This window comes from Micromonospora sp. BQ32 (assembly GCF_059358895.1).
In genome coordinates this window covers 715,952-737,731 of the sequence record NZ_JCADBI010000001.1, presented here as the reverse complement: position 1 = coordinate 737,731, position 21,780 = coordinate 715,952, and the positions used below count along the sequence as shown (strand labels likewise).

Below are 21,780 nucleotides of genomic sequence, written 5' to 3'. Positions count from 1 at the left end.
GTCACACCTGGGCCGCAGACCGTCGTCTGGGCTGTAACCCTTCTCCAAGGTAAGCGCCGTCGCTGTCGCCGACCTCACGTGGGCCGTTCGCGGGGAATTCCCGGAGCGGATCGCGCGGTTCTCCGTTCGGAAGATCAGAAGCACATGATCGAATGGAAGTGACATGCACATGCGCTCAGACGCGGTAGTGCTGTTCGGTGTCACCGGCGACCTCGTCTCGAAGAAGCTGTTCCCGGCGCTGTACGAGTTGACCGGGCGCGACCGCCTCGACGTTCCGGTGATCGGCGTAGCCCGCTCCCCCTGGGATGATCAGCAGCTGGTCACCATGGCCCGTAAGTCGGTCACCGAGGCCAATGACGAGATCGACGACGAGACCTTCGATCGGCTGGCGGACAACCTTTCGATGATCTCCGGCAACTACGCGGACCCGACGACGTACCAGCGGCTGGCTGAGCGGCTGCGCGACGCCGAGCGGCCGGTCTTCTACCTGGCGATCCCTCCGGCGGTGTTCGGCTCCGTCGTCGAGGGCCTGGCGGCCGTGGGTCTGGCCGACCGGGGCCGGGTGATCGTGGAGAAGCCGTTCGGGCGTGACCTGGAGTCCTCCCGCGAGCTGGATCGCACGCTCGGCGCGGCCTTCGCGCCGGAGCGGGTGTTCCGCATCGACCACTACCTCGGTAAGGAAGCCGTCGAGGGCCTGTACGCCTTCCGGTTCGCCAACCGGCTGTTCGAGCCGCTGTGGAACAACGAGCACATCGACAACATCCAGGTGACCCTCGCCGAGGGTTTCGGCACGCAGGGCCGGGCCGGTTTCTACGACACGGTGGGCGCGACCCGGGATGTGCTGCAGAACCACATCCTTCAGGTCGTCGCGCTCATCGCGATGGAGGCGCCCGCCAGTGCGGACACCGCGGCGTTCCGGGAGGCGGAGGCCGCGGTGCTGCGGCAGGTTGCGCCGCTGTCGCCGGAGTCCACCGTCCGGGGGCAGTACGCCGGCTACCGCGACGAGCCGGGCGTGGCGGCAGACTCGAACACGGAGACGTTCGTGGCGACCCGGTTGACCGTCGACTCCCCCCGCTGGGCGGGTGTGCCCTTCTACCTGCGCACCGGCAAGTCGCTGCCGGGAACGGCGACGGAGGTCGTGGTCGAGTTCAAGCAGCCGCAGCGCTCGCTGATCCCCGCCGAGCGGGGCACGGCGGGGGCCGCGAATTTGCTGCGTTTCCGCCTCGGTCGTGGTGACGGCATCACCATGTCGATCCAGGCGAAGAGCCCGGGTGCTGAGGTGGCGAGCCGTCCGGTGGACCTGTCCGTCGACTTCGGCTCGGCTCTCGGTCGCCGGCAGGAGGCGTACGAGCGGTTGCTCGACGACGCGATGGACGGGCAGCACCTGCGCTTCGCGCGTGCCGAGACGATCGAGCAGGAGTGGCGCATCGTCGAGCCGATCCTGGACCTGCCGACGGCGGTGCAGTCGTACGAGATGGGCAGTTGGGGTCCGGCGGACGCCGACGCGCTGGCCGGCGGCTGGCACCTGCCGGACCTGCGGTAGCGAGCGCTCCTCGACGTGAACGACTCGGTTTCCCGGCATGTCGCGGTGTCCGGCTCGGCGCGACACCCCGACTTTCCGGAAGCCGGGTCGATCACGGGGCCGCCGTGCGGGCGCTGACTGACCGCTCACCTCACCGCGGCGACCGTCCGGCGACGGTGAGGTTTGCCGCTTACGAGTGGTGTGGGCACGTTGGGTGCGACGTTTCTCGTCCTCGTCGGAGAGGAAGCAGCGCATGCTTTCCGCACTCGATCGTCGGCACACCGTCGCGCCGCCCGGCTACAGCCGGTGGCTCATCCCCCCGGCGGCGTTGGCCATCCACCTCTGCATCGGTCAGGTCTACGCGACCAGCGTCTACAAGAACTCGCTGATCGCCCACTTCGACACCAGCCAGACGGCGATCGGGGTGATCTTCAGCATCGCGATCGTGATGCTCGGGTTGTCCGCCGCGGTCGCCGGGACCTGGGTGGAGGCGAACGGGCCGCGTAAGGCCATGTTCGTCTCCGCCTGTTTCTGGGCGGCGGGTTTCCTGGTGGGCTCGGTGGGCATCGCCACGAAGCAGCTGTGGCTGCTGTACCTGGGCTACGGGCTGCTCGGCGGCATCGGCCTGGGCATCGGCTACATCTCCCCCGTCTCCACCCTGATCAAGTGGTTCCCGGACCGGCCGGGGCTGGCCACCGGGTTGGCGATCATGGGGTTCGGTGGTGGGGCGATGGTCGCCTCTCCCCTGTCCCGGCAACTGTTGTCGTTCTACGACGCCGGCTACGATCCGGCCAACGCCGGGTCGACGGCGTCGGGCAGCGCCCTGGTGTGGCTGTTCGTGACGCTCGGCCTGGGCTACTTCGTGATCATGATGTTCGGGGTGGCGAACGTGCGGGTGCCGGCGCAGGGCTGGCGGCCCGCTGGCTTCGACCCGGCGAGCGTGGCGGCGAAGCCGCTGGTCACCACGGCGAACGTGTCGGCGGCGAACGCGGTGAAGACCCGCTCGTTCTGGCTGCTGTGGGTGGTGCTGTTCTGCAACGTGACCGCCGGCATCGGCATCCTGGAGCAGGCCAGCCCGATGATCCAGGACTTCTTCCGGGACAACGGCACCTCGGCGGTGACCGTCGCGGCGGCCGGCGGGTTCGTGGGTCTGCTGTCGCTGTTCAACATGGCCGGCCGGTTCGTGTGGTCGTCCACCTCGGACGTCATCGGCCGCAAGCCGATCTATCTGGTGTACCTCGGTGTCGGCATGGTGCTGTACGCGCTGCTGGCGCTCGTCGGGCAGACCTCGACGGCCCTGTTCGTGCTGCTGGCCTGTGTGATCCTGTCGTTCTACGGAGGTGGGTTCGCGACCGTGCCGGCGTACCTGCGGGACCTGTTCGGCACCTTTCAGGTCGGTGCGATCCACGGTCGGCTGCTGACCGCCTGGTCGGCGGCGGGGATCGCCGGTCCGCTGATCGTCAACGGGTTCCTCGACGCGCAGGGTGAGCCGGGCTCGCTGACGGCCGCGGCGTACCGCCCGGCGCTGTTCACGATGGTGGGGGTGCTGGCCGTGGGCTTCGTGGCGAACCTGCTGGTGCGACCGGTGCCGCAGCGCTACCACGAACCGGCGGCGGAACAGAACAGCGAAGACAGCGCGGCGGAGAACGCGGATCGGGACGTGGCCGAGGACACGACGGCGCAGAGGAGTGGTACGCGATGAGCGAGGACAGCCGACCCGGGCAGCAGGCCCGGTTGTGGATCTCCTGGTTGGTGGTGGCGGCGCTGCTCGGCTACGGGGTGGCGCAGACCGTGATGACCGCGGCGAAGCTGTTCACCCACTGAGCCGGATCCGGCGGTCTCCGGCCGCGCGAGCGCGTGGTCAGAGACCGCCGGAGACGCGCAGCACGGTCCCGGTGGCGTATGAGGCGTCCGGGCCGAGCAGCCAGGCGATGGCGGCGGCGATCTCGTCGGGTTCGCCGGCGCGGCCCAGCGGGATACGACCGACGGCGGAGTCGGCGCGGTCGGGCACCCCGGAGTCGGCGTGGATGTCGGTGCGCACGATGCCGGGGGCGACGGCGTTGACCCGGATGCCCTTCGGGGCGAGTTCCTTGGCCAGGCCGACGGTGAGGGTGTCGGTGGCGGCCTTCACGGCGGCGTAGTGCACGTACTCCCCCGGGCTGCCGAGGGTCGCGGCCGCCGACGAGACGTTGACGATCGCCCCACCGTCGGTGAGCCGCCGGGCGGCCTGCTGCGCGCAGAGGACGTAGCCGACGAGGTTGACGTCGACGACCCGGCGCAGGTCGTCGACGCGCAGCTCGGTGAAGGGCCCGATGAGGCTGGTGACGCCGGCGTTGTTGACCAGGCCGGTGAGCGGGCCGAGTTGAGCGGCCGCGTCGAACAGGGCGTGCACCTGTTCGGGGTCGGTGGTGTCGGCGCGTACCGCGATGGCCTGCGCGCCGGCGGCCCGCAGGTCGGCCAGGACGGCGCTGGCGGCGGCGGCGTCCCGGCGGTAGCACAGGGCGACGTGGTGACCGGAAGTGGCGAGCCGGCGGGCGGTGGCGGCGCCGATGCCCCGGCCGCCGCCGGTGATGACGGTGACGGGTGCCACGGGTGCCTCCCGGGGAGTCTGACGGCTGCGCGATGGTCGTGCCGACGCTACCGTGACCGGCGCGGGTCGGTCGTCGAGAGGAGGGTCACATGCAGCGGGCGCTGGTGCTCGGCGGTGGCGGGGTGACCGGGGTGGCCTGGGAGTTGGGGCTGCTGGCCGGGTTGGTCGAGCGGGGTGTGCCGGTTACCGGGGCGGATCTGGTGGTGGGGACGTCGGCGGGTTCGGTGGTCGGCGCGCAGGTGTGCTCCGGGTTGCCCGTCGAGCGTTTCTACGCCGAGCAGTTGGCGCCGCCGTCGAGTGAGCTGGCGGCACGGTTGGGCTTCGCGGCGGTGGCGCGGCTGATCTGGGCCGGTGGTCGGACCCGCGACGCGGTGCGCTCGCGGGCGCGGATCGGGGCGATGGCGGTGGCGGCGCGTACCCCGTCGGAGGCGTCGCGGCGCGCGGTGATCGAGGCCCGTCTGCCGGACCGGGAGTGGCCGCGGCGGCGGCTGCTGATCACGGCGGTGGACGCGTCGTCCGGGGAGTTCGTGGTGTTCGACCGCGACAGCGGGGTGTCCCTGGTGGACGCGGTGGGCGCGAGTTGCGCGGTGCCCGGGGTGTGGCCGCCGGTGACGATCGGCGCGCGCCGCTTCGTCGACGGTGGAATGCGCTCGACGGTGAACGCGGACCTGGCGGCGGAAGCGCGCAGGGTGCTGGTGCTCGCGCCGACGTCGGCGGCGTTCGGGCCGATGCCACGGCTGTCGGCGCAGGTCGACGCGTTGCGGGCGGCCGGGTCGCGGGTGGTGGTGGTGACACCCGACGCGGCGGCGCGCACGGCGATCGGCCGCAACATGCTGGACCCGACGCGGCGCGCGGGCGCGGCGCGGGCCGGGCGGGCCCAGGCCGACGTGGTGACCGACGAGGTGGCAGCACTCTGGGCGTGATCGCTTACGCTCACCGCGCGGTCGATCAGACGACGGAGGTGCGCGGTGGCGGGTGTGGGTGTCGGCGACGTGGTGCAGGATTTCGAGCTGCCGGATGAGACGGGCACGCCGCGGCGGCTGTCGGAGTTGCTGACGGCCGGGCCGGTGGTGCTGTTCTTCTACCCGGGGGCGATGACCCGGGGATGCACGGCGGAGAGCTGCCACTTCCGCGACCTCGCGGCGGAGTTCACGGCGCTGGGCGCGTCGCGGGTGGGCATCAGCCGGGACCCGGTGGCGAAGCAGGCCGAGTTCTCGAAGCTGCACGGCTTCGACTATCCGCTGTTGTCGGACGCCGACGGCGCGGTGGCGCAGCAGTTCGGGGTCAAACGGCGGGTGCCGTTGGGGCCGTTGAGCATGAAGCGGATGACGTTCGTGATCGGCGTCGACCGGCGGGTCATCGAGGTGATCCACAGCGAGGTCAGCATGAACGACCACGCGGACCGGGCGCTGCGGGCGCTGGGCGGCTGAGCGGGGTGTGAGCCCCGTGCGGCGGGTGTCGCAGCCGGCTGGTATCAAGACAGCAATCAAACAGGTGTACGGAAGAGGGTTGTGATGGATGCCGGCCAGGGTTTGTCCACTAGCGAGGTGCAGAGCATCCGGGAGGCGTTGGCGGCCGGGCGTAAACCGCGGGTGGTGTTCACCGCGTCGGCGGGGCAGATCGCCGGTCAGGTCGGCCAGGTGATCGAGCTGACCGACCCCGAGGTGTCCGACGAGTTCGTGGTGGTGCGCTTCGGCCGCGACGAGTTGCCGTTCTCCCCCGCCGACCTGGCGGTGGCGCCCAAGGGTGTCACTCGTCGCGTGGTGGAGCCGAAGCCGGAGCCCGAGCCCGAGCCGCCCGCGGTGGCCGCGCCGGAGTTCGTGTTGGACACGCCGCGGGTGCCCGCGCAGCGACAGGAGGAGCCGAAGGTGGAGCAGACGGAGAAGCCGCCGGCGCGGCGGGCGGTCAAGGCCGTCAAGCCGAAGGGCCCCGCGGGCCTCACGGTGACCCTGGCGTACGCCGACGGTGAGTGGACCGTCGCGGCGCAGCAGGGCAGCAAGGCCCTGGCGAAGCCGTACGTGGTGAAGCCGGCCGAGGCGTTGAAGATGGTGGCGTTGGTCGACGTGCCGGGGGTGCAGGAGGCGGTGGAGCAGATCCTCGGCACCGAGCGGGCCGAGGCGGAGCAGCAGGCCGAGAAGCTGCGCGCGGAGCTGGCCGAGATCGAGGCCCGGTTGGCGGAGCTGCGCGAGGCCCGTTGAGGCCGGTCAGGGGCGGCTGTGGTGGTGCAGTAGTCGGGTGAGCAGTCGCGTCAGCTGCTCGCGCTCGGTGGTGGACAGCGGGGCGAGCAGGTTCTCTTGGACGCGTTCGAGTGTCGCGCCCATGCGGCGGGCCTCGTCGGCGCCGGCGTCGGTGACGCTGATGACGTTGCGGCGGCGATCGGCCGGGTCGGGGGCGCGTACCACGAGCCCTCGGCCGGCCAGGTCGTTGATGGCGGCCACCACGTCGCTGCGGTCGATGCCGCAGCGCCGGCCGAGGTCGGCCTGGCTCGCGGGCCCGTCCTCGGCCAGGGTGGCCAGCAGCCGGTAGTGGTAGCCGCGGAGGTCGTGCGCGGCGAAGCCCTCGCTGAGCAGGCGGGCGGCGTGGCTGGCGGTCTGGTTGAGCAGCCAGCTCGGGGTGGTGCTGAGCCCGGCGGGTGATTGCGGGGCCGTGTGATCCATGGGCGCAGCCTACCAGGAATCGTTGGCGTGACCCACGATTGGATGGTACGTTGGCGCTGCCAACGTTGGTCCGACCAACGCATCGAAGGAGGCGTCATGTCCACCACTCCCACCCTGGGCGGCCAGGTCATCGGCCAGGCCCACTACGCCACCCGGGCCCTGCTCGAACGGGCCACCGCTCCCCTCGGCATCGAGTTCAACCAGGTGCTCGTCCTCAACGTCCTCGCCAGCGGTCCAACCGAACCGGCACCACTCACCCAGCGGATCACCAGCACGCGCAAGGTTGACGAACAGGAGGTGCAGCGGGTGCTCGCCACCCTCGTCGAGGCGAACCTCGCCCAGGTCGACCACGACGCCGACGCGCCACGGCTGCGGCTCACCGACGCCGGTCACGCCGTGCAGGCCCGCATCGCCGACGCCGTCGCGGACATCAGCGCCCGCCTCTACGCGGACATCCCCACCGACGAGGCGAGCGCCGCCGCCCGCGCGCTCATCCTGGTCACCCAGCGCGCCAACGCCGAACTGGCCGCGACCTCGACGTGACGGGCATGCGCCCGCGGGGCGCGATGCCCAACGGGGTACGGGCCCGGTCGGCCCGGCGCGTGAGCGGCCCGCGTGCCGGGCCGGGTCCTGCTTTCGCGTCAGCGGCCCGGTCGGTCAGAAATAGTCGAGCAGCTGGGCCGGACCTCCGACGCCCAGCAGGTCCAGGGCGGTCGGGTCGGCGTCACCGGCACAGTGCAGCAGGCCGGCCTGCGCGACCGACCGGGCGTGCGCCGCCCCGGCGTACAGCAACGCGAAACCGCGGACGTCCAACCGCAGACCCGCCTCCGCGTCGACGCGGGTCAGCTCGGCGGCGCCGTCGGCTACCGCCAACCGCCAGGTGCCGGTGTTCCAGTCGGCGAGCGGGTCGGTGAGGTGGAAGTCGACGGCGCCCCGGGCGTGGACGGGCCACCCCCGTGCGCTCACCGCCCGGGCCACGTCCACCGGCCGGTGCATCCACAGGTCTCGCTCGTGCTCGCGGGCCGACTCCAACGGCAGCTGGACGCTGACCGCGTCACCGTCGAGCGGGCACAGCCGCAGGGTCGGCGCGACGCTGGCCCAACTGCCGAGCACCCCGACGAGCTCCCGGGCGGCCTCGGCGGTGACGGCCAGGACCTCGTCGACGGTGAGCACGGAGTCGGCCCCGTAGCCCCGGCCCCGCTGCCAGGTGGCGTAGCCGACCAGCTCACCGTCGGCCTCGACGAGGGTGACCCCGTCGCCGGGCAGTCCGCGGTCGTCGGTGTCGAACAGCGCACCCTGGCGGGTCAGCATGCCGTTGCGGTGCCGGGTGACCCGCTCGTACAGGGCGTCGACGGCCGCCAGGTCGGCGGGCGTACCGGCCCGGACGGTGAGGTGCGACGCGGGCCGGTGCCGGGACAGCGCGGCGGTGGCCAGGTCGACGGTGCGCAGCACCCCGGCCGACTCCCACCCGCAGGCCCGGTAGGGGGCGGCGACGGTCGGGTAGAGCGCGCTGATCGCCGCACCCCGGTCGCGGGCACCGCGCAGCAGCGCGGTGAGCAGGGCGCGCGCCACCCCCCGGCCCCGGGCCTCGGGTGCGACGGCCACCCCGGCCACGTCGGCGGCCGGCACCGCCCGCCCGGACCACCACTGGTCGTGGTGCAGGTCGACGGCCTTGCCGACGAGCCGGCCGGCGTCGTCGAACGCGCCGTAGCGGGTCAGTCCGGGCACCGGCGCGGGCGCGGGCGCCGGGCGCTGCGGGTCGGAGCCGAACGCGAACCGGCCCAGCTCCCAGGCGGCGTCGAGGTCGTCGGCGGTGAGTTCGCGTACGTGCACAGTGGCGGGCATCGGCACACCGTAGCGAGGCGGCTCCGCCCCAACAGCCGATTTACCGCCGGCATGATCGACCCGGCCGCGATCTTGCAGTTCCTGTCGCGGCATACGGGGCATTCCACGCATAACAGCGACCGAGACTGCAAGATCGACGGGGGTTGTCAGTGCTGCGGGATGTTGGCCACGCCGATGCGCTTGCGGAACACCCAGTACGTCCACCCCTGGTAGGCCAGCACCACCGGAGTGAAGATCACCGCCACCCAGGTCATGATCTTCAGGGTGTACGGGGTGGATGCGGCGTTGGTGGCCGTCAGCGTGCCGGCCGCATCCAGGGTGGAGGGCAGCACGTTCGGGAACAGCGCCGCGAACAGGGTCGCCACGGCCAGGCCGATCGCCACGGCGGTGCCGGTGAACGCCCAGCCCTCCCGGCGTACCCGGGCGGCGGCCAGACCACCGAGCAGGGCGAGGGCCGCGCCGACGGCGAGCACGACGGCGGCCGCGCTGGAGCGGATGCTCAGCGTCCAGGTCAGGAACCCGACCGCGAGCACGGCGGCGCCCACACCCAGGCGCACCGCGAGCGCGCCCGCCCGCTCCCGGATGTCACCGGTGGTCTTCAGGGCGAGGAACACCGCGCCGTGGGTGAGGAACAGCGCGAGGGTGGTCGCGCCGCCCAGCAGGGCGTACGGGTTGAGCAGGTCCAGCAGGCCGCCGACGTACTCGTGGTCGGCGTCCAGTGGCACGCCGCGCAGGATGTTGGCGAAGGCGACGCCCCACAGGATCGCCGGCAGCAGCGAGCCGACCACGATCGCGGTGTCCCAGCGGCGCTTCCAGGACGCCTCGGGGCGCTTGTGCCGGTATTCGAAGGCGACGCCCCGGGCGATCAGGGCCAACAGGATCAGCAGCAGCGGCAGGTAGAAGCCGGAGAAGAGGGTGGCGTACCACTCGGGGAACGCGGCGAACATGGCGCCACCGGCGGTGATCAGCCACACCTCGTTGCCGTCCCAGACCGGGCCGATGGTGTTGATCAGGACGCGGCGTTCCCGGTCGTCGCGGCCGAGCACGGGCAGCAGCATGCCGACGCCGAAGTCGAAGCCCTCCAGGATGAAGTACCCGGTGAACAGCACAGCGACGAGGAGAAACCAGATGGTGGTCAGTTCCACGATGGGCTCCGGGATCAGTAGGCGAAGGCGAGCGGGCGCTCGGCGTCGTCGGTGTCGTCGGTGGGGGGTTGCTCGCTGACGTCCGGCACGCCGGCCTTGGCGTAGCGCAGCAGCAGCTTGACCTCGATCACGGCGAGGGTGGCGTAGATCAGCGTGAAGGCGGTGAACGAGGTGAGCACCTCGGCCAGCGAGACGCTGCGCGACACCCCGTTGCGGGTGAGCATCTCGCCGAAGACGATCCACGGCTGCCGACCCATCTCGGTGAAGATCCAACCGAAGGAGTTGGCCAGCAACGGCAGCACCGGCATGGCCAGCCCGGCGCGCAGCAGCCACTTACTGCTCGGAGTGCGGCCCTTGCGCTGGGTCCAGAGCACCAGCAGGGCGATCGCGCCGGCCGCCATCCCGAAGGCGATCATGAAGCGGAAGCTCCAGTAGGTGACCGGGATGATCGGGGTGTAGCTGCCCGCGCCGTACTGGGTGGCGTACTGGGCCTGTAGGTCGTTGATGCCGTGCACGGTGCCGTTCGGGTCGCCGGTGCCCAGGTACGACAGCAGGTACGGGATCTTGAGGGCGAACACCTCGCGGGTGCCGTCGAGGCTGCCGATGGTGAGCACGGAGAACGAGGCGGGGCTCTCGGTGGTGTAGAGGCCCTCGGCGGCGGCCATCTTCATCGGCTGCACGTCGGTCATGATCTTGCCTTGGATGTCGCCGGTGAACAGCACGGCGGCGGAGGCGACCAGGACCACCCAGGAGCCGAACTTGGTGGCGAAGCGGTACGCGCCGGTGTCGGCGGAGTCGCGGTTGCGGATGACGTGCCACAGGCCGACCGCGACGATCAGCGACCCGGCGACCAGGAACGAGCCGGCCAGGGTGTGCGGGAAGGTGATCAGGGCGACCTTGTTGGTCAGCACGGCCGGGAAGTCGGTCAGCTCGGCGCGTCCGCTGTCGGGGTTGATCCGGTAGCCGACCGGGTTCTGCATGAACGAGTTCGCCGCGAGGATGAAGTACGCGCTGAGGTTGGTGCCGATCGCGGCGGCCCAGATGCTGGCCAGGTGCGCCCGCTTGGGCAGCCGGTCCCAACCGAAGATCCACAGGCCGATGAAGGTGGATTCGAGGAAGAACGCGACGAGCGCCTCGATGGCCAGGGGGGCACCGAAGACGTCGCCGACGAAGCGGGAGTAGTCGCTCCAGTTCATGCCGAACTGGAACTCCTGCACGATGCCGGTGACCACACCCATGGCAAAGTTGATCAGGAACAGCTTGCCGTAGAACTTGGTGAGCTTGAGATAGCGCTCGTTGCCGGTGCGGTGCCACATCGTCTGCAGGATGGCCACCAGCACGGAGAGGCCGATGGTCAGCGGCACGAACAGGAAGTGGTAGACGGTGGTGACACCGAACTGCCAGCGGGCAACGTCCAACGCGTCCACCTGAAAACCCCCAGCCATTCGTACTACGAGACGTAGTAAATACTACTGCTCGTCGTAGACGGTTGGACGGCCCCCGCCCTCCCGGGACCAATGACCCTGATCACCCGACCCGCCCTCGCGGCCCCGCCGCCGCGTGCGACGATGGCGCGCTGATGAACACCTCCACCTGGCAGCCGCCGCTGATCTGGCGCGCAGCCCTTCTGCTGGCCCGGGGCCTGGTCGGCCTGCTCGCCCGCCTCGAGGTCACCGGCGACGTCCCGGCGCACCTGCGTCGCGGCCCGCTGGTGCTGGCCGCCAACCACATCAGCCCGTTCGACCCGGTGGTCATGGCCGCCGCCTGCCAGACCCGGGGCGTCGTCCCGCGGATCATGGCGACCGCCGGACTGTTCCGCGTCCCGGTGTTCGGCGCCGCCATGCGCCGCGCCGGGCACATCCGGGTCGACCGGGGCACCAGCGCCGTGCATCGGGCCCTCGACGACGCCGCCACGGCCGTCGCCCGCGGCTCGGTGATCCTCATCTACCCCGAGGGGCGCATCGGCCTGGACCCCGGCCTGTGGCCCGAACGCGGCAAGACCGGCGCCGCCCGACTCGCCCTGGCCTGTGGCGCCCCGGTCGTCCCGGTCGCCCAGTGGGGCTCGCACGAGGTGCTGCCCTACCAGGCGCCCCGGGGCATGCTGCGCGGCATCGCCCGCTCGTTGTGGCGCCGACCGGTGATCCGGGTGCACTTCGGCGTACCCGTCGACCTGGGCGAGACCTCGGCCGCCGGTCCCGGCGCGGCCCGCCGGGCCACCGACCGCATCATCGACGCGCTCACCGACGCCCTCGCCCCGTTGCGCCCCGACGAACCCGACCGGCCCCGCCACGTCGACCCCGGCCGCCCCAGCGACCTCAGCCGCATCCACCGCCGCCACTCCTCCTGACGCCTGCCCCAAGATCGGCTCGGTTTCCGGCAAATCGGGGGCATGCCCGCGCCCGGGACACACCGACTTCAGGAATCCGAGTCGATCACCAGACGAGCGGCGGCGCGAGCGGGCGACAGACGCTGGCCGGCCACCCGCCGGCCACCCACCGGGGGCATACTGCGTCGCGTGTTGACCCGACCCGGCTACCTCGACGCGCCCGCGCCGCTGGCGTTCGCCCACCGTGGCGGCGCCGCCGAGGGCGACGAGAACACCACCGAGGCGTTCGCCCGGGCCATCGGGCTGGGCTACCGGTACGTGGAGACCGACGTGCACGCCACCGCGGACGGGGTGGCGGTGATCTTCCACGACCCGACGCTGCTCCGGGTCACCGGTGAGGCGGGACGCATCGCCGAGATGAGCTGGGCCGACCTCGCCTCGGTACGCGTCGGCGGCGCTGCCGTCGTACCCCGGCTCGACGAGGTGTTGGCCGCCTGGCCGCAGGTCCGCTTCAACATCGACGTGAAGGCCGACGGCGGCGTCGAGCCGACGGTCGCGACGGTGACCCGGGCCAGCGCCAGCGACCGGGTGCTGCTCGCCTCGTTCAGCGACGCCCGGCTGACCCGGATGCGCGCGCTCACCGAGGGGCGGGTCGCCACCAGCCTCGGCATGCGCGGCGTCGCCCGGCTGCGGCTGGCCTCCCTGCACGGGCGGCCGCTGCGGCTGCCGCCGTCGGTGGTCGCCGCACAGGTGCCGCCGCGCTACGGGCGGGTGCCGGTGGTGGACGCCCGGTTCCTCGACTACTGCCACCGCATCGGCCTGCAGGTGCACGTCTGGACGATCGACGAACCAGCCCAGATGCACGAGTTACTGGATCGTGGCGTGGATGGCATCATGACCGATCACGTCGGCGTGCTGCGCGACGTCTACCGCAGCCGCGGCCACTGGGCCGCCTGAGGATCGAAGGACCCCCGATGGCCGAGACCGTGACTCCCACGGTGGACGACACCCCGCCTCCGGCGAGCACTCGCCGGGAGCGGCGCGGCTGGTACATCTACGACTGGGCCAACTCCGCGTTCCAAACCACCGTCATCACGGTGTTCCTGGGCCCGTTCATCACCACCGTCGCCGAGCTGGCCGCCGGCTGCGAGTTGGGCGCGGACACCTGCGACGGGTACGTCTACCCGCTGGGCATCCGGGTGGCCGCCGGGTCCTACTACCCGTACCTCATCTCGCTGTCGGTGTTCCTCACCGTGTTCGTGCTGCCGGTGATCGGGGCCATCGCCGACCGGTCGGCGCACAAGAAGCGGCTGCTCGGCGGCGCCGCGTTCACCGGCGCCGGCGCGACCATCGCGATGATCTTCGTCACCGGCGACCGCTACCTGCTCGGTGGGGCGCTCTTCCTGGTCGCCAACATCTCCTTCGGCGCGGCCGTCGTGGTCTACAACTCGTTTTTGCCGCAGCTCGGCGGCCCGGACGAACGCGACGGCATCTCCAGCCGCGGCTGGGCGCTGGGCTACCTGGGCGGTGGCCTGCTGCTGGCGTTCAACCTGGTCGCGGTCACCCTGTTCAGCGAGGACGACAACCCGCAGCGCACCCTGGACCTGGCCCGCTGGTCGATCGTCTCCGCCGGGGTGTGGTGGGCGGTGTTCACCCTGGTGCCGCTGCGCTGGCTGCGGGAACGCCCCAGCGCGGCGGCGCTGGCCCGGCGGGGCAACGTGCTCACCGACGGGTTCCGGCAGCTGGGCCGCACCCTGCGGGAGATCAAGGCGTACCCGTTGACGCTGTTCTTCCTGCTGGCGTTCCTGGTCTACAACGACGGCATCCAGACCGTCATCACCCTGGCCAGCCAGTACGGCACCGAGGAGCTGCGGCTGGACCAGAGCACCCTGATCATCACCATCCTGCTGGTGCAGTTCCTCGCCTTCGGGGGCGCGTTGAGCCTCGGCGCGTTGGCCCGGCGCATCGGCGCCTGGAAGACCGTGCTGCTCAGCCTGGTGCTCTGGACCGGTGTGATCATCGGCGCGTTCCGGCTGCCGGCCGAGGCGCCGGTGCCGTTCATGGTCCTCGGCGCGGCCATCGGCCTGGTCCTCGGCGGCAGTCAGGCGCTGAGCCGGTCGCTGTTCAGCCAGCTCATCCCGGCCGGCAAGGAAGGCGAGTACTACGGTTTCTACGAGATCAGCGACAAGGGCACCAGCTGGCTCGGCCCGCTCGCCTTCGGCCTGGTGTTCCAACTCACCGCCTCGTACCGGGTGGGCCTGGTCTCACTGCTGATCTTCTTCGTGGTCGGGTTCCTGCTCCTCGCCGCCGTGCCGATCCGCCGTGCCATCGTGGCCGCGGGCAACACACCACCCCGGGTGCTCTGAGCACGGGTCCCGCGCCCAGCCGATCAGGGCCGGTCAATGGGCTAGGCTGCCCGACCGTGACCGACGACGCCGCCATCGCCCCGACCTGCCTGGCCCACCCGTTTCCCGGCCAGCCACACGCTCCGGCCGGGTGCGCGGCCGCGCGCGGGCTCGACGGGCGTCCGGTGCACGCGGCGGCGTTGAAGTTCTTCTGGGGGCCGATGGACTGCGGCAAATCCACGATGGCGTTGCAGATGAACTACAACCACGCCCGGCAGGGCCGGCGCGGGCTGGTCACCACCCGCATCGACCGGTCGCTGGGGCCGCAGGTCACCACCCGCATCGGCCTGGCCCACGAGGCCATCGAGGTCACCGACGACCTGGACCTGCGGGCCCTGGTGCGCGGCCGGTGGGCCGACGGGGTACGCGTCGACTACCTGATCTGTGACGAGGCGTGCTTCTACACGGTCGAGCACGTCGAGCAGATGGCCGAGCTGGTGGACAGCTACGACGTCGACGTGTTCGCGTTCGGTCTGGCCACCGACTTCCGGTCGCGGATGTTCCCCGCCGCGCAACGCCTGTTCGAGCTGGCCGACGAGGTGGCCCGCATCCAGGTCGAGGTGCTCTGCTGGTGTGGCCGCGAAGGGCTGCTCAACGCGCGGGTCGTCGACGGGCGGGTCGTCCGTGAGGGCGCCCAGGTCGTCATCGGCGACACCGTCGACACCGCCGAGGTGCGCTACCAGGTGCTGTGCCGCCGGCACTACCGCTCGGGCGACCTGGGCCCACGCTCCTAGCCGCCCCGGGCGGCGGGTGCGACCGGGAGAACGATAGTCATTGATTCGTTGATTCGGGATACTGCTTCGATCCACACTTCACCACACGAGGTGAATGATGATCGATTCCCCGGACGAATCGAAGTACCTGGACTTCCTCTTCGTCGAGGGGGAACGCCTGGGCTGGATCTTCCGCGACCGGCACCTCTACTGCCACCACTTCCCCGAGCCGTACCCGACTCTCGAACCCGTACCGGACGGGGTCTTCTTCGACGCCGCGGCGGCGAAGGTGGACAAGTGGTACCGGATGCGGCGCTGGGTGGGCATCGGCTTCGGCGTCATGGTGGTCCTCCTCTGTCTCGGGATACTCGGCAATGGGCCGACCACCAACCTCGGTGCCATCATCGTGACAGGGCTCGCGGTGATGGTGGGTGGCGCTCTGCTGAGCTGGTTCAACAGCCGCTCCGCCGAGGATGGGCCGGTACGGGAGCGCGAGAGGCAGTTGCGGCGCTACGAGGCCGAGTGCGCCTGGTGGGAGGAGCGCCGCGAGCAGTTTGACACCGCCGAGCGGGAGCGGGTCAGCGGCTATCTCGAATGGGGGGCCGCGCTCCTGCCGCCCACGGCCCGCCGGGTTGACATCGTCGGCGGCAGCGCCTGGGGCTGGGAGGCGCTGCTGACCGTGATGGGGGCCTCGATGCTGCGTACCAGGGGCGCGATGACCCTCCTGGACTTCTCTGGCGAGCCCGCCTGTCACGAACTGGTCTGGCTGGCCAGGGCGACCTCCGTCGGCGTCACCGCCATCCGACTGCCCGACCAGGTGGGCCAGACCACGCTGCTGTCCCAGATAGACGGACAGGGTCTGGTCGACAGCCTCGTCGAGGCGATGCACGGGGATGCCCCCGCCGGTCGGCGGGCCGACCGCGCCCAGGACGACCGCATCCTCTCGACCGTCTGCCGGGCGCTCGGCGAGGATGTCACGATCCCCAGGATCGCCGCGGCGGTCAGCGTCCTGCTCGACGAGCCGGGCGACTTCCCCGAGCTGAGCGAGGCTGAGCGGGAGCACATCAGCGACTCGCTCTTCTCCGACGAGTTCCGGCGCCAGACCCACCCCAACCTGCGACGGATCGAATCCCACCTGTACCCGCTGCGCGAGCTGTTCGCCGCGACCGACCGGGGACAGGACCAACACGATCTGGGGAAACCCGGGCTGACCTGCCTCGTCCACGAAACCGGCACGCACAACGTCCGGGAGGAGTTGCTCAAGGAGCTGGTCATGCAGGGGTTGGCCCTGCGGCTCACCTCGCCGGAGCCGTTCATCGGCCCGCTGGTCATCGCCGGGGCGGACGACCTCAGCCACCGGCACATCGAGCGGCTGAGCGACCTGTGCGTACGCCGCGACGTCCGACTGGTGTTGATGTTCCGTCACCTGCGGGACTCGGCGGTCCGCGCCGTCGGCGGGGACGTTGTCGCGTTCATGCGCCTGAGCAACCACGAGGAGGCCGCGCGAGCGGCCGACTTCATCGGCCGGCACCACACGTTCCTCCTCAGCCAGCTCACCCGTACGCTCGGCGGCAGCGAGACACACTCCCAGGGCACCAGCGTCGGATTCTCCGACCAGACCAGTGGTGCCCTCTGGCAGAAGCGCGTCAGCGTCGGCCGGAACTGGACCCACACCAGGACGGTCGCCGACAGCGTGAACTGGAACGAGTCGGCGAGCGAGCAACGGGCGTACGAGTACGTGGTCGAGCCGCGCACTCTCCAGGATCTGCCGGACTACGCGTTGATCGAGGTCACGCAGGGCACCGGGAGACTGTCGGTACGCAGTGTGGAGTGCAACCCCGACATCGTCTCCCTCCCTGGGGTCACCACCGGGCCACTGCCGGATCTACCTCTCCCGGACCCGTCGCAGGTGCCGATCCATCCATCCGGCAACCCGGGCATACCGGGACAGTCGCCCCGTGGTTACGCCGACGACGAGTCCGAGTGGAGCGAGGATCACTACCCGGAGGACTGGCGGTGACGTCTCCCACTGACCCGCGGTGGGACGTACGGGGCTGGCTCGACCACCTGACGGCGTACCGGATCGTGGAACTGCCTCGGCTGCCCCCACAGGTGGACCAGGTACGCGGTGATCCGGGACGCCGGCAGCGGCTGGCCGCCGTCGTCGCGGCGTACCACGCGGCTGCCGTGAGCGGGGGTGGCGGCCACCTCGCCGTCGGCTGGTGCCGGCCGCACGCACAGAGCGGGGTGCACGTCTTCACCGGCGGCGGTGTCGACGTCGCGGGCGCTGCCGGCCGGCACCGAACCAGCCTCTTCGCTGGCGCTGTCGGCCTTGCCTACCCCGCCGGAGGCTTGACCGCGATGCTCGACGCGCTGCCCTGCTGGACGCGGATCGCCGGGATGACCGAGGGCTTGGTCGAGGAGCGGGACGGCCGGGATGCGGCCACCGACCTGCGCCCCCGGCTCGACGACTGCCTGCTCGGCGTCTGGCCGGGGGCCTTCGCCTGGCTGCTGCTCGCCGACCCGGTCCCCGCCGACGAGGTCGCGGCGCAGGCCCGGCAGCTCGCCGTTCAGGAACGCGACGCCAGGGCCCGCGGCTCCTCGCCCACCCAGGCGGTACGCGCTTTGCGACTCGAACGTCGGCACCGGGAGCTGGCTGCGGCCGAGACGCTCGGGTGGTGGCGGATCAACCTGTTGGCCGCAGGTACGACGCCGGCGGCCGCCGCGGCAGTGGCGGGGCTGCTCAGCGCGTCGGTCGACCTGCACGGTCTGCCCTACGCCCTGGCGCCCACCCGAGCCTCCGGCGTCCTGACCGACCTGCTCGGGCGCACCGAACTGGCCACCCTGACCGGCGAACCGGCACGGTCCCCGGGGCAGCCGCCCGCCGCCCCGAGTGGCTGGTTTCTCGGCAGCTCGTCGCTGGTCGCCGCGCTGGCGGTTCCTCCGACGGAGGAAGCACCCGGAGTCCGCCTGACCGTGCGATCGGAGTTCGACGTCACCCCGGAGACCATCACCGTCGAGGTCCGGCAACCCTCGGCCGTAGCTACGGTGACCGACGCCGCGACGGATCGGGGGCCACGTCGGGTCCATGCTGAGTCGATAGCGATCGGTGACGTGCTCGACCGACACGGGAACGTGGGCGATCAGTTGCGGGTGCCGCTGACCAGCCTGAACCGGCACACCTTCGTCTGCGGGGCGACCGGGGCCGGCAAGTCGCAGACCGTACGACACCTGCTCGAGCAGGCCGCCGAGGCGGGGCTGCCCTGGCTGGTGATCGAGCCGGCGAAAGCCGAGTACCGGCGGATGGCCAACCGGCTGCCGCGCGCGAGTGTCGTCGTGGTCCGCCCCGGCGAGGCAACGGCGCCGCCCGCCGGGTTCAATCCCCTGCAACCGGTGCCCGGGTTCCCGCTGCAGACCCACGCCGACCTCGTCCGGGCCCTGTTCCTTGCCGCCTTCGACGCGGACGAGCCCTTCCCCCAGGTACTCGCCGCGGCCCTGGCCCGTTCGTATGAACAGCTCGGGTGGGACCTGGCCCTGGGCGAGCCGCGGCTACCCGGGCACCGGCCGCGTTATCCGACCCTGGGCGATCTGCAACAGGTGGCGGAGGAGGTGGTGGACCAGATCGGATACGGCCGCGAGGTCGCCGACAATGTCCGCGGGTTCATCCGGGTCAGGTTGGCAAGCCTGCGGCTAGGTACGACCGGAAGCTTTTTCGAGGGTGGCCACCCCATCGACCTCGCGCGCCTGCTGGACTCGAACGTCGTCGTCGAGATCGAGGACGTCGGCGACGACCGGGACAAGGCGTTCCTCATGGGGGCCCTGCTCATCCAGCTGACCGAGTACCTGCGGATGCGGGAACGCCGGGAAGGTCACCCCACCGGGGTGACCCTGCGACACCTGTGCGTCGTCGAGGAGGCGCACCGGCTCCTGCGGCACACCGGCCACCAGGGCCCGGCCGCGCACGCGGTGGAGCTGTTCGCCGGCTTGCTGGCGGAGATCCGCGCGTACGGGGAGGGCCTGGTGATCGCCGAGCAGATCCCGGAGAAGCTCGCCCCGGACGTCATCAAGAACACCGCCGTGAAGGTCATGCACAGGTTGCCCGCTCGTGACGACCGGGACGTCGTCGGAGCGACGGTCAACCTCACCCAACGTCAGTCGGAGTTCGTCGTCACGCTGCCGCCCGGTGTCGGCGCCGTCTTCACCGACGGCATGGACCACCCGGTGCTTGTCCGCGTGCCGGACGGCACCGCTCGCGAGACAGCCGCACCTGCCGCCACCGCCGACCCGTCGCAGATCATTGGCCGGCGCAGCACCAGCTGTGGCGCCACATGCCTGGCCCAGCCCTGCACCCTGCGGGACATGCGCCGGGCGCACCTGCTGTTGGCGGATCTGCCCTGGTTGGGGCTCTGGGCCGACCTGGCGGTACTGGGGCACCTCACCGGCTGGCCCACGCCGGCCATTCGCGCGGAATTGATCCAGATCCTGCACATGATGCCGGTACGGCTGCGCGAATGCGCCCTCTCGCACGCGGTCGACGGTGCGGTCGCCGCCCGGTCCGCGCACCTGTCGAGCCGGTGCGACCCGGACGAGTTGGTGAAGCACGTCGTCGACTCGCTGCACTGGACGGCGTTCGGCGGCGGGCACTGCGCGGAGCAGGAGCCGGACTTCCTGGCACACCGGTACCGATGGGCGACGCTGTGTGCCGACCTGCGAGCCGAGGTGGCCGCAGCGGCAGACCGAGCCGGAGGCTCCACGCGAAGTAACGAATGGGCGCGGCGGTACGGCGTGGAGATCACCGGCCGTACGGTCGCCGAACAGTTCGCCGTCGTCTCGAAGTTGTTCGAGATCGACCAGCGGGACGGCGCAGCCTGCCGGATCGTGGCCTTCGGGTCCCGCACGCCGTCGGTCATCGAGACGGCTGTCGGGGTCGGGTACGACAGCCCATCCTGGCCCGACCGGCTCGCCGAAGCCGTCGACACCCATTTCGCCGCCTGCCGATGGCCGATGCGGCTCCTCGCGAGCGGCCGTTACGACAGAAGGGTGTGACAGATGAGTCCACGCTGGGATGACCCGCAGCACACGGCAGAAAGCCCAGACGACGACACGCGACGCTCCGAGAACACCGAGCTGAGCGAGGATCGCGACCGGGTGGAACGGTCGCCCGAGTCGGGCGACGAGACGGACGCCGAAGGTCCGGACACTCGGGCGGAGACGCTGGACCCGGCCGAGGAACGGGCGGCGACCGACGAGGCGTCGCTGCGGGAGCGGCTACAGGCCGGCGCGCAGCGGGCGGGCGAGGTCGCGGCGGCTACCGCCGGGGCAGTCGTGGTCTCGGCGGCCAGCATCCTCGGCTGGCAGAAGACGGACGACAGGCTGCCGGACGCCGCACGGACCGCGACGACGGCCACGGACACCGTCGAAGCAGCAGCGTCGGATGCCAAGAAGAGAAAGAACCGCGAGGATGCGGTGGAGGAGCCCAACCGGGATATCGACCAGGAGCAACTGCCACCGGACCGGGAGGGCGAGCGACCGGCGACCCCGTCACCGACGGTGGACCGGCCGCCGGCAGAAGGGCTGCGCCCGGACGCCGTCGACGACCAGTGAGCTGGCTGCACTCCCCCGGCACCTTGGTGAGGCAGCTGACAGCGGGGCGTGAGCCGACCGTGCCGGCCGGCCGCCCCCTGGTCGAGGACGGCCGGCCGGCCCGCTTCGATCAACCGACGCACACCTGCTGCGCCCTGACGTTCCACCCCGCGGCGAACGCGATGATCTCGCGGCCGGTGGCGTCCGCGCTGTCCAGTGTCGCCCTGGGCAGCAGGGTCGCCACCGAACCGGCCCCGGTGAGCCCGGTCAGCACCGCACCGACCCCCGCGGTCTGCGACCCCGCCGCGCAGGCCGGCGTGGTCGCCGACTTTGGCGCGTTCGCGTTGAATGCGCTCGTCGCCTCGGTCAACGCCATCGCCGGCAGCGGGTTGGCGCAGAACGCCTGGGTTTGCAGGGTGAAGTTGCCCGGCGCGCCGAACACGTACGCCGTGCTCGACACCGAGCCGAGCGCCGATGTGAACGCCAACTCGTCGATCGCCACTGCGGCGTTGGCGTTGTCGATCCGGTACCCGCCGCCGAAGGTCTTCTTGCCCGCCGGGCAGACGGCGGTGATGCCCACCTTGTCCAGGGCGTTGTTCGTCGACGTGGTGGTGACCAGTTGCAGGCCCGCCACCGCCCCGGCCGGTGCGCAGACCGCGAACGCGTCCACCGACCAGGGCACGTTTGTGGCGTTGGCCTCCACGCCCAGCACGGTCACCGTGTGCAGGGTCGCGTCGGCGTACACGCGGGTCATCAGGACGTCACCCTGACCGTCGTTGATGCGCCCGCCGGCACCGACCACCTGGTCGACACCGTTGCACGAGATGGCCATCGTCTTGGCGTTCGTCGCGTCCAGGACGCTGGTGGCGGCGACCCGGTACAGGCCGACCGACGCCTGCGCCGGGGTCGCCGGTGCGAGCAGCGTCGTGGCCGCCGCCATGCCGGTCAGCACTACCAGACCAGCCAGTTTCCGCTTCATTGGATCTTCCCTCCG

Annotated in this window: 20 protein-coding genes; 14 read left to right on the top strand and 6 right to left on the bottom strand. The window is 71.3% G+C overall.

Features of this window, described 5'->3' with window-relative positions; translation table 11 throughout:
• Nucleotides 1–163 precede the first annotated feature (163 nt).
• The 3 genes from zwf to AC5L30_RS03230 all read left to right on the top strand — a co-directional run bounded on the left by zwf (nt 164) and on the right by AC5L30_RS03230 (nt 3,346).
• On the top strand, nt 164–1,543 hold the full coding sequence (zwf, locus tag AC5L30_RS03240; protein ID WP_494865218.1) for a glucose-6-phosphate dehydrogenase: 1,380 nt from the start codon (nt 164–166) through the stop codon (nt 1,541–1,543).
• Between the two features lie 232 nt (nt 1,544–1,775).
• A complete protein-coding gene (locus AC5L30_RS03235) occupies nt 1,776–3,224 on the top strand; it encodes an OFA family MFS transporter (protein WP_494865216.1) in 1,449 nt (482 codons plus the stop codon).
• Entirely contained in the window at nt 3,221–3,346 is a 126-nt protein-coding gene (locus AC5L30_RS03230; protein WP_274527293.1) for an MFS transporter small subunit, read from the top strand. The genes AC5L30_RS03235 and AC5L30_RS03230 overlap by 4 nt, the downstream gene beginning before the upstream one ends.
• Nucleotides 3,347–3,383: 37 nt before the next feature.
• Here AC5L30_RS03230 and AC5L30_RS03225 read toward each other — a convergent pair whose 3' ends face one another.
• Nucleotides 3,384–4,112, bottom strand: a complete 729-nt coding sequence (locus tag AC5L30_RS03225; protein ID WP_494865214.1) for an SDR family NAD(P)-dependent oxidoreductase — start codon at nt 4,110–4,112, stop codon at nt 3,384–3,386.
• 89 nt (nt 4,113–4,201) lie between these two features.
• On the opposite strand from AC5L30_RS03225, the gene AC5L30_RS03220 reads away from it, so the two are divergent.
• The 3 genes from AC5L30_RS03220 (at nt 4,202) to AC5L30_RS03210 (ending at nt 6,310) form a co-directional block, all read left to right on the top strand.
• Nucleotides 4,202–5,035 carry a patatin-like phospholipase family protein gene (locus AC5L30_RS03220; RefSeq protein WP_494865212.1) on the top strand — a complete coding sequence of 278 codons (834 nt, stop codon included), beginning with the start codon at nt 4,202–4,204 and terminating at the stop codon, nt 5,033–5,035.
• 45 nt (nt 5,036–5,080) lie between these two features.
• Nucleotides 5,081–5,542 (top strand): peroxiredoxin, encoded by a 462-nt coding sequence (locus AC5L30_RS03215; protein WP_494865210.1) that lies wholly within the window; start codon nt 5,081–5,083, stop codon nt 5,540–5,542.
• 84 nt (nt 5,543–5,626) lie between these two features.
• Nucleotides 5,627–6,310 carry a hypothetical protein gene (locus tag AC5L30_RS03210; RefSeq protein ID WP_494865208.1) on the top strand — a complete coding sequence of 228 codons (684 nt, stop codon included), beginning with the start codon at nt 5,627–5,629 and terminating at the stop codon, nt 6,308–6,310.
• Between the two features lie 6 nt (nt 6,311–6,316).
• Here AC5L30_RS03210 and AC5L30_RS03205 read toward each other — a convergent pair whose 3' ends face one another.
• On the bottom strand, nt 6,317–6,769 hold the full coding sequence (locus tag AC5L30_RS03205) for a MarR family winged helix-turn-helix transcriptional regulator (RefSeq protein ID WP_494865206.1): 453 nt from the start codon (nt 6,767–6,769) through the stop codon (nt 6,317–6,319).
• A 96-nt stretch (nt 6,770–6,865) separates the two neighbouring features.
• Here AC5L30_RS03205 and AC5L30_RS03200 point away from each other — a divergent pair, with 96 nt between their 5' ends.
• The gene (locus AC5L30_RS03200) at nt 6,866–7,312 is read left to right on the top strand and encodes a MarR family winged helix-turn-helix transcriptional regulator (protein WP_494865204.1); all 447 of its coding nucleotides are present in this window, start codon (nt 6,866–6,868) and stop codon (nt 7,310–7,312) included.
• A gap of 114 nt (nt 7,313–7,426) precedes the next feature.
• On the opposite strand, the gene AC5L30_RS03195 is transcribed toward AC5L30_RS03200, so the two are convergent.
• The 3 genes from AC5L30_RS03195 to AC5L30_RS03185 form a co-directional block, all read right to left on the bottom strand.
• Entirely contained in the window at nt 7,427–8,614 is a 1,188-nt protein-coding gene (locus AC5L30_RS03195; RefSeq protein WP_494865202.1) for a GNAT family N-acetyltransferase, read from the bottom strand.
• Between the two features lie 146 nt (nt 8,615–8,760).
• Nucleotides 8,761–9,759 carry a cytochrome d ubiquinol oxidase subunit II gene (cydB, locus tag AC5L30_RS03190; protein ID WP_396722329.1) on the bottom strand — a complete coding sequence of 333 codons (999 nt, stop codon included), beginning with the start codon at nt 9,757–9,759 and terminating at the stop codon, nt 8,761–8,763.
• A 14-nt stretch (nt 9,760–9,773) separates the two neighbouring features.
• Nucleotides 9,774–11,186 (bottom strand): cytochrome ubiquinol oxidase subunit I, encoded by a 1,413-nt coding sequence (locus AC5L30_RS03185; RefSeq protein WP_494865323.1) that lies wholly within the window; start codon nt 11,184–11,186, stop codon nt 9,774–9,776.
• Between the two features lie 152 nt (nt 11,187–11,338).
• Here AC5L30_RS03185 and AC5L30_RS03180 point away from each other — a divergent pair, with 152 nt between their 5' ends.
• The 7 genes from AC5L30_RS03180 (at nt 11,339) to AC5L30_RS03150 (ending at nt 20,807) form a co-directional block, all read left to right on the top strand.
• Nucleotides 11,339–12,106: a lysophospholipid acyltransferase family protein gene (locus AC5L30_RS03180; RefSeq protein WP_494865200.1), complete on the top strand. Its 768-nt coding sequence runs from the start codon at nt 11,339–11,341 to the stop codon at nt 12,104–12,106.
• Nucleotides 12,107–12,274: 168 nt separating this feature from the next.
• A complete protein-coding gene (locus tag AC5L30_RS03175) occupies nt 12,275–13,042 on the top strand; it encodes a glycerophosphodiester phosphodiesterase family protein (RefSeq protein ID WP_494865198.1) in 768 nt (255 codons plus the stop codon).
• Between the two features lie 17 nt (nt 13,043–13,059).
• Nucleotides 13,060–14,451, top strand: coding sequence for an MFS transporter (locus AC5L30_RS03170; protein ID WP_494865196.1), 1,392 nt, complete (start codon nt 13,060–13,062; stop codon nt 14,449–14,451).
• Between the two features lie 56 nt (nt 14,452–14,507).
• Nucleotides 14,508–15,224, top strand: coding sequence for a thymidine kinase (locus tag AC5L30_RS03165; RefSeq protein WP_494865195.1), 717 nt, complete (start codon nt 14,508–14,510; stop codon nt 15,222–15,224).
• A 97-nt stretch (nt 15,225–15,321) separates the two neighbouring features.
• Complete coding sequence (locus tag AC5L30_RS03160) at nt 15,322–17,223, top strand: hypothetical protein (protein ID WP_494865194.1); 1,902 nt, start codon at nt 15,322–15,324, stop codon at nt 17,221–17,223.
• Nucleotides 17,220–20,249 (top strand): ATP-binding protein, encoded by a 3,030-nt coding sequence (locus AC5L30_RS03155; RefSeq protein ID WP_494865192.1) that lies wholly within the window; start codon nt 17,220–17,222, stop codon nt 20,247–20,249. The genes AC5L30_RS03160 and AC5L30_RS03155 overlap by 4 nt, the downstream gene beginning before the upstream one ends.
• Before the next feature lie 3 nt (nt 20,250–20,252).
• Nucleotides 20,253–20,807: a hypothetical protein gene (locus tag AC5L30_RS03150; protein ID WP_494865191.1), complete on the top strand. Its 555-nt coding sequence runs from the start codon at nt 20,253–20,255 to the stop codon at nt 20,805–20,807.
• Between the two features lie 109 nt (nt 20,808–20,916).
• On the opposite strand, the gene AC5L30_RS03145 is transcribed toward AC5L30_RS03150, so the two are convergent.
• A complete protein-coding gene (locus AC5L30_RS03145) occupies nt 20,917–21,765 on the bottom strand; it encodes a hypothetical protein (protein ID WP_494865190.1) in 849 nt (282 codons plus the stop codon).
• Nucleotides 21,766–21,780 lie beyond the last annotated feature (15 nt).

Excerpts from the sequence above, each read along its gene's own strand:
- zwf (WP_494865218.1), top strand. The coding sequence starts at position 164 with ATGCACATGCGCTCAGACGCGGTAGTGCTGTTCGGTGTCACCGGCGAC.
- AC5L30_RS03235 (WP_494865216.1), top strand. The coding sequence starts at position 1,776 with ATGCTTTCCGCACTCGATCGTCGGCACACCGTCGCGCCGCCCGGCTAC.
- AC5L30_RS03230 (WP_274527293.1), top strand. The coding sequence starts at position 3,221 with ATGAGCGAGGACAGCCGACCCGGGCAGCAGGCCCGGTTGTGGATCTCC.
- AC5L30_RS03220 (WP_494865212.1), top strand. The coding sequence starts at position 4,202 with ATGCAGCGGGCGCTGGTGCTCGGCGGTGGCGGGGTGACCGGGGTGGCC.
- AC5L30_RS03210 (WP_494865208.1), top strand. The coding sequence starts at position 5,627 with ATGGATGCCGGCCAGGGTTTGTCCACTAGCGAGGTGCAGAGCATCCGG.
- AC5L30_RS03205 (WP_494865206.1), bottom strand. The coding sequence starts at position 6,769 with ATGGATCACACGGCCCCGCAATCACCCGCCGGGCTCAGCACCACCCCG.
- AC5L30_RS03200 (WP_494865204.1), top strand. The coding sequence starts at position 6,866 with ATGTCCACCACTCCCACCCTGGGCGGCCAGGTCATCGGCCAGGCCCAC.
- AC5L30_RS03195 (WP_494865202.1), bottom strand. The coding sequence starts at position 8,614 with ATGCCCGCCACTGTGCACGTACGCGAACTCACCGCCGACGACCTCGAC.
- AC5L30_RS03180 (WP_494865200.1), top strand. The coding sequence starts at position 11,339 with ATGAACACCTCCACCTGGCAGCCGCCGCTGATCTGGCGCGCAGCCCTT.
- AC5L30_RS03170 (WP_494865196.1), top strand. The coding sequence starts at position 13,060 with ATGGCCGAGACCGTGACTCCCACGGTGGACGACACCCCGCCTCCGGCG.
- AC5L30_RS03160 (WP_494865194.1), top strand. The coding sequence starts at position 15,322 with ATGATCGATTCCCCGGACGAATCGAAGTACCTGGACTTCCTCTTCGTC.
- AC5L30_RS03150 (WP_494865191.1), top strand. The coding sequence starts at position 20,253 with ATGAGTCCACGCTGGGATGACCCGCAGCACACGGCAGAAAGCCCAGAC.
- AC5L30_RS03145 (WP_494865190.1), bottom strand. The coding sequence starts at position 21,765 with ATGAAGCGGAAACTGGCTGGTCTGGTAGTGCTGACCGGCATGGCGGCG.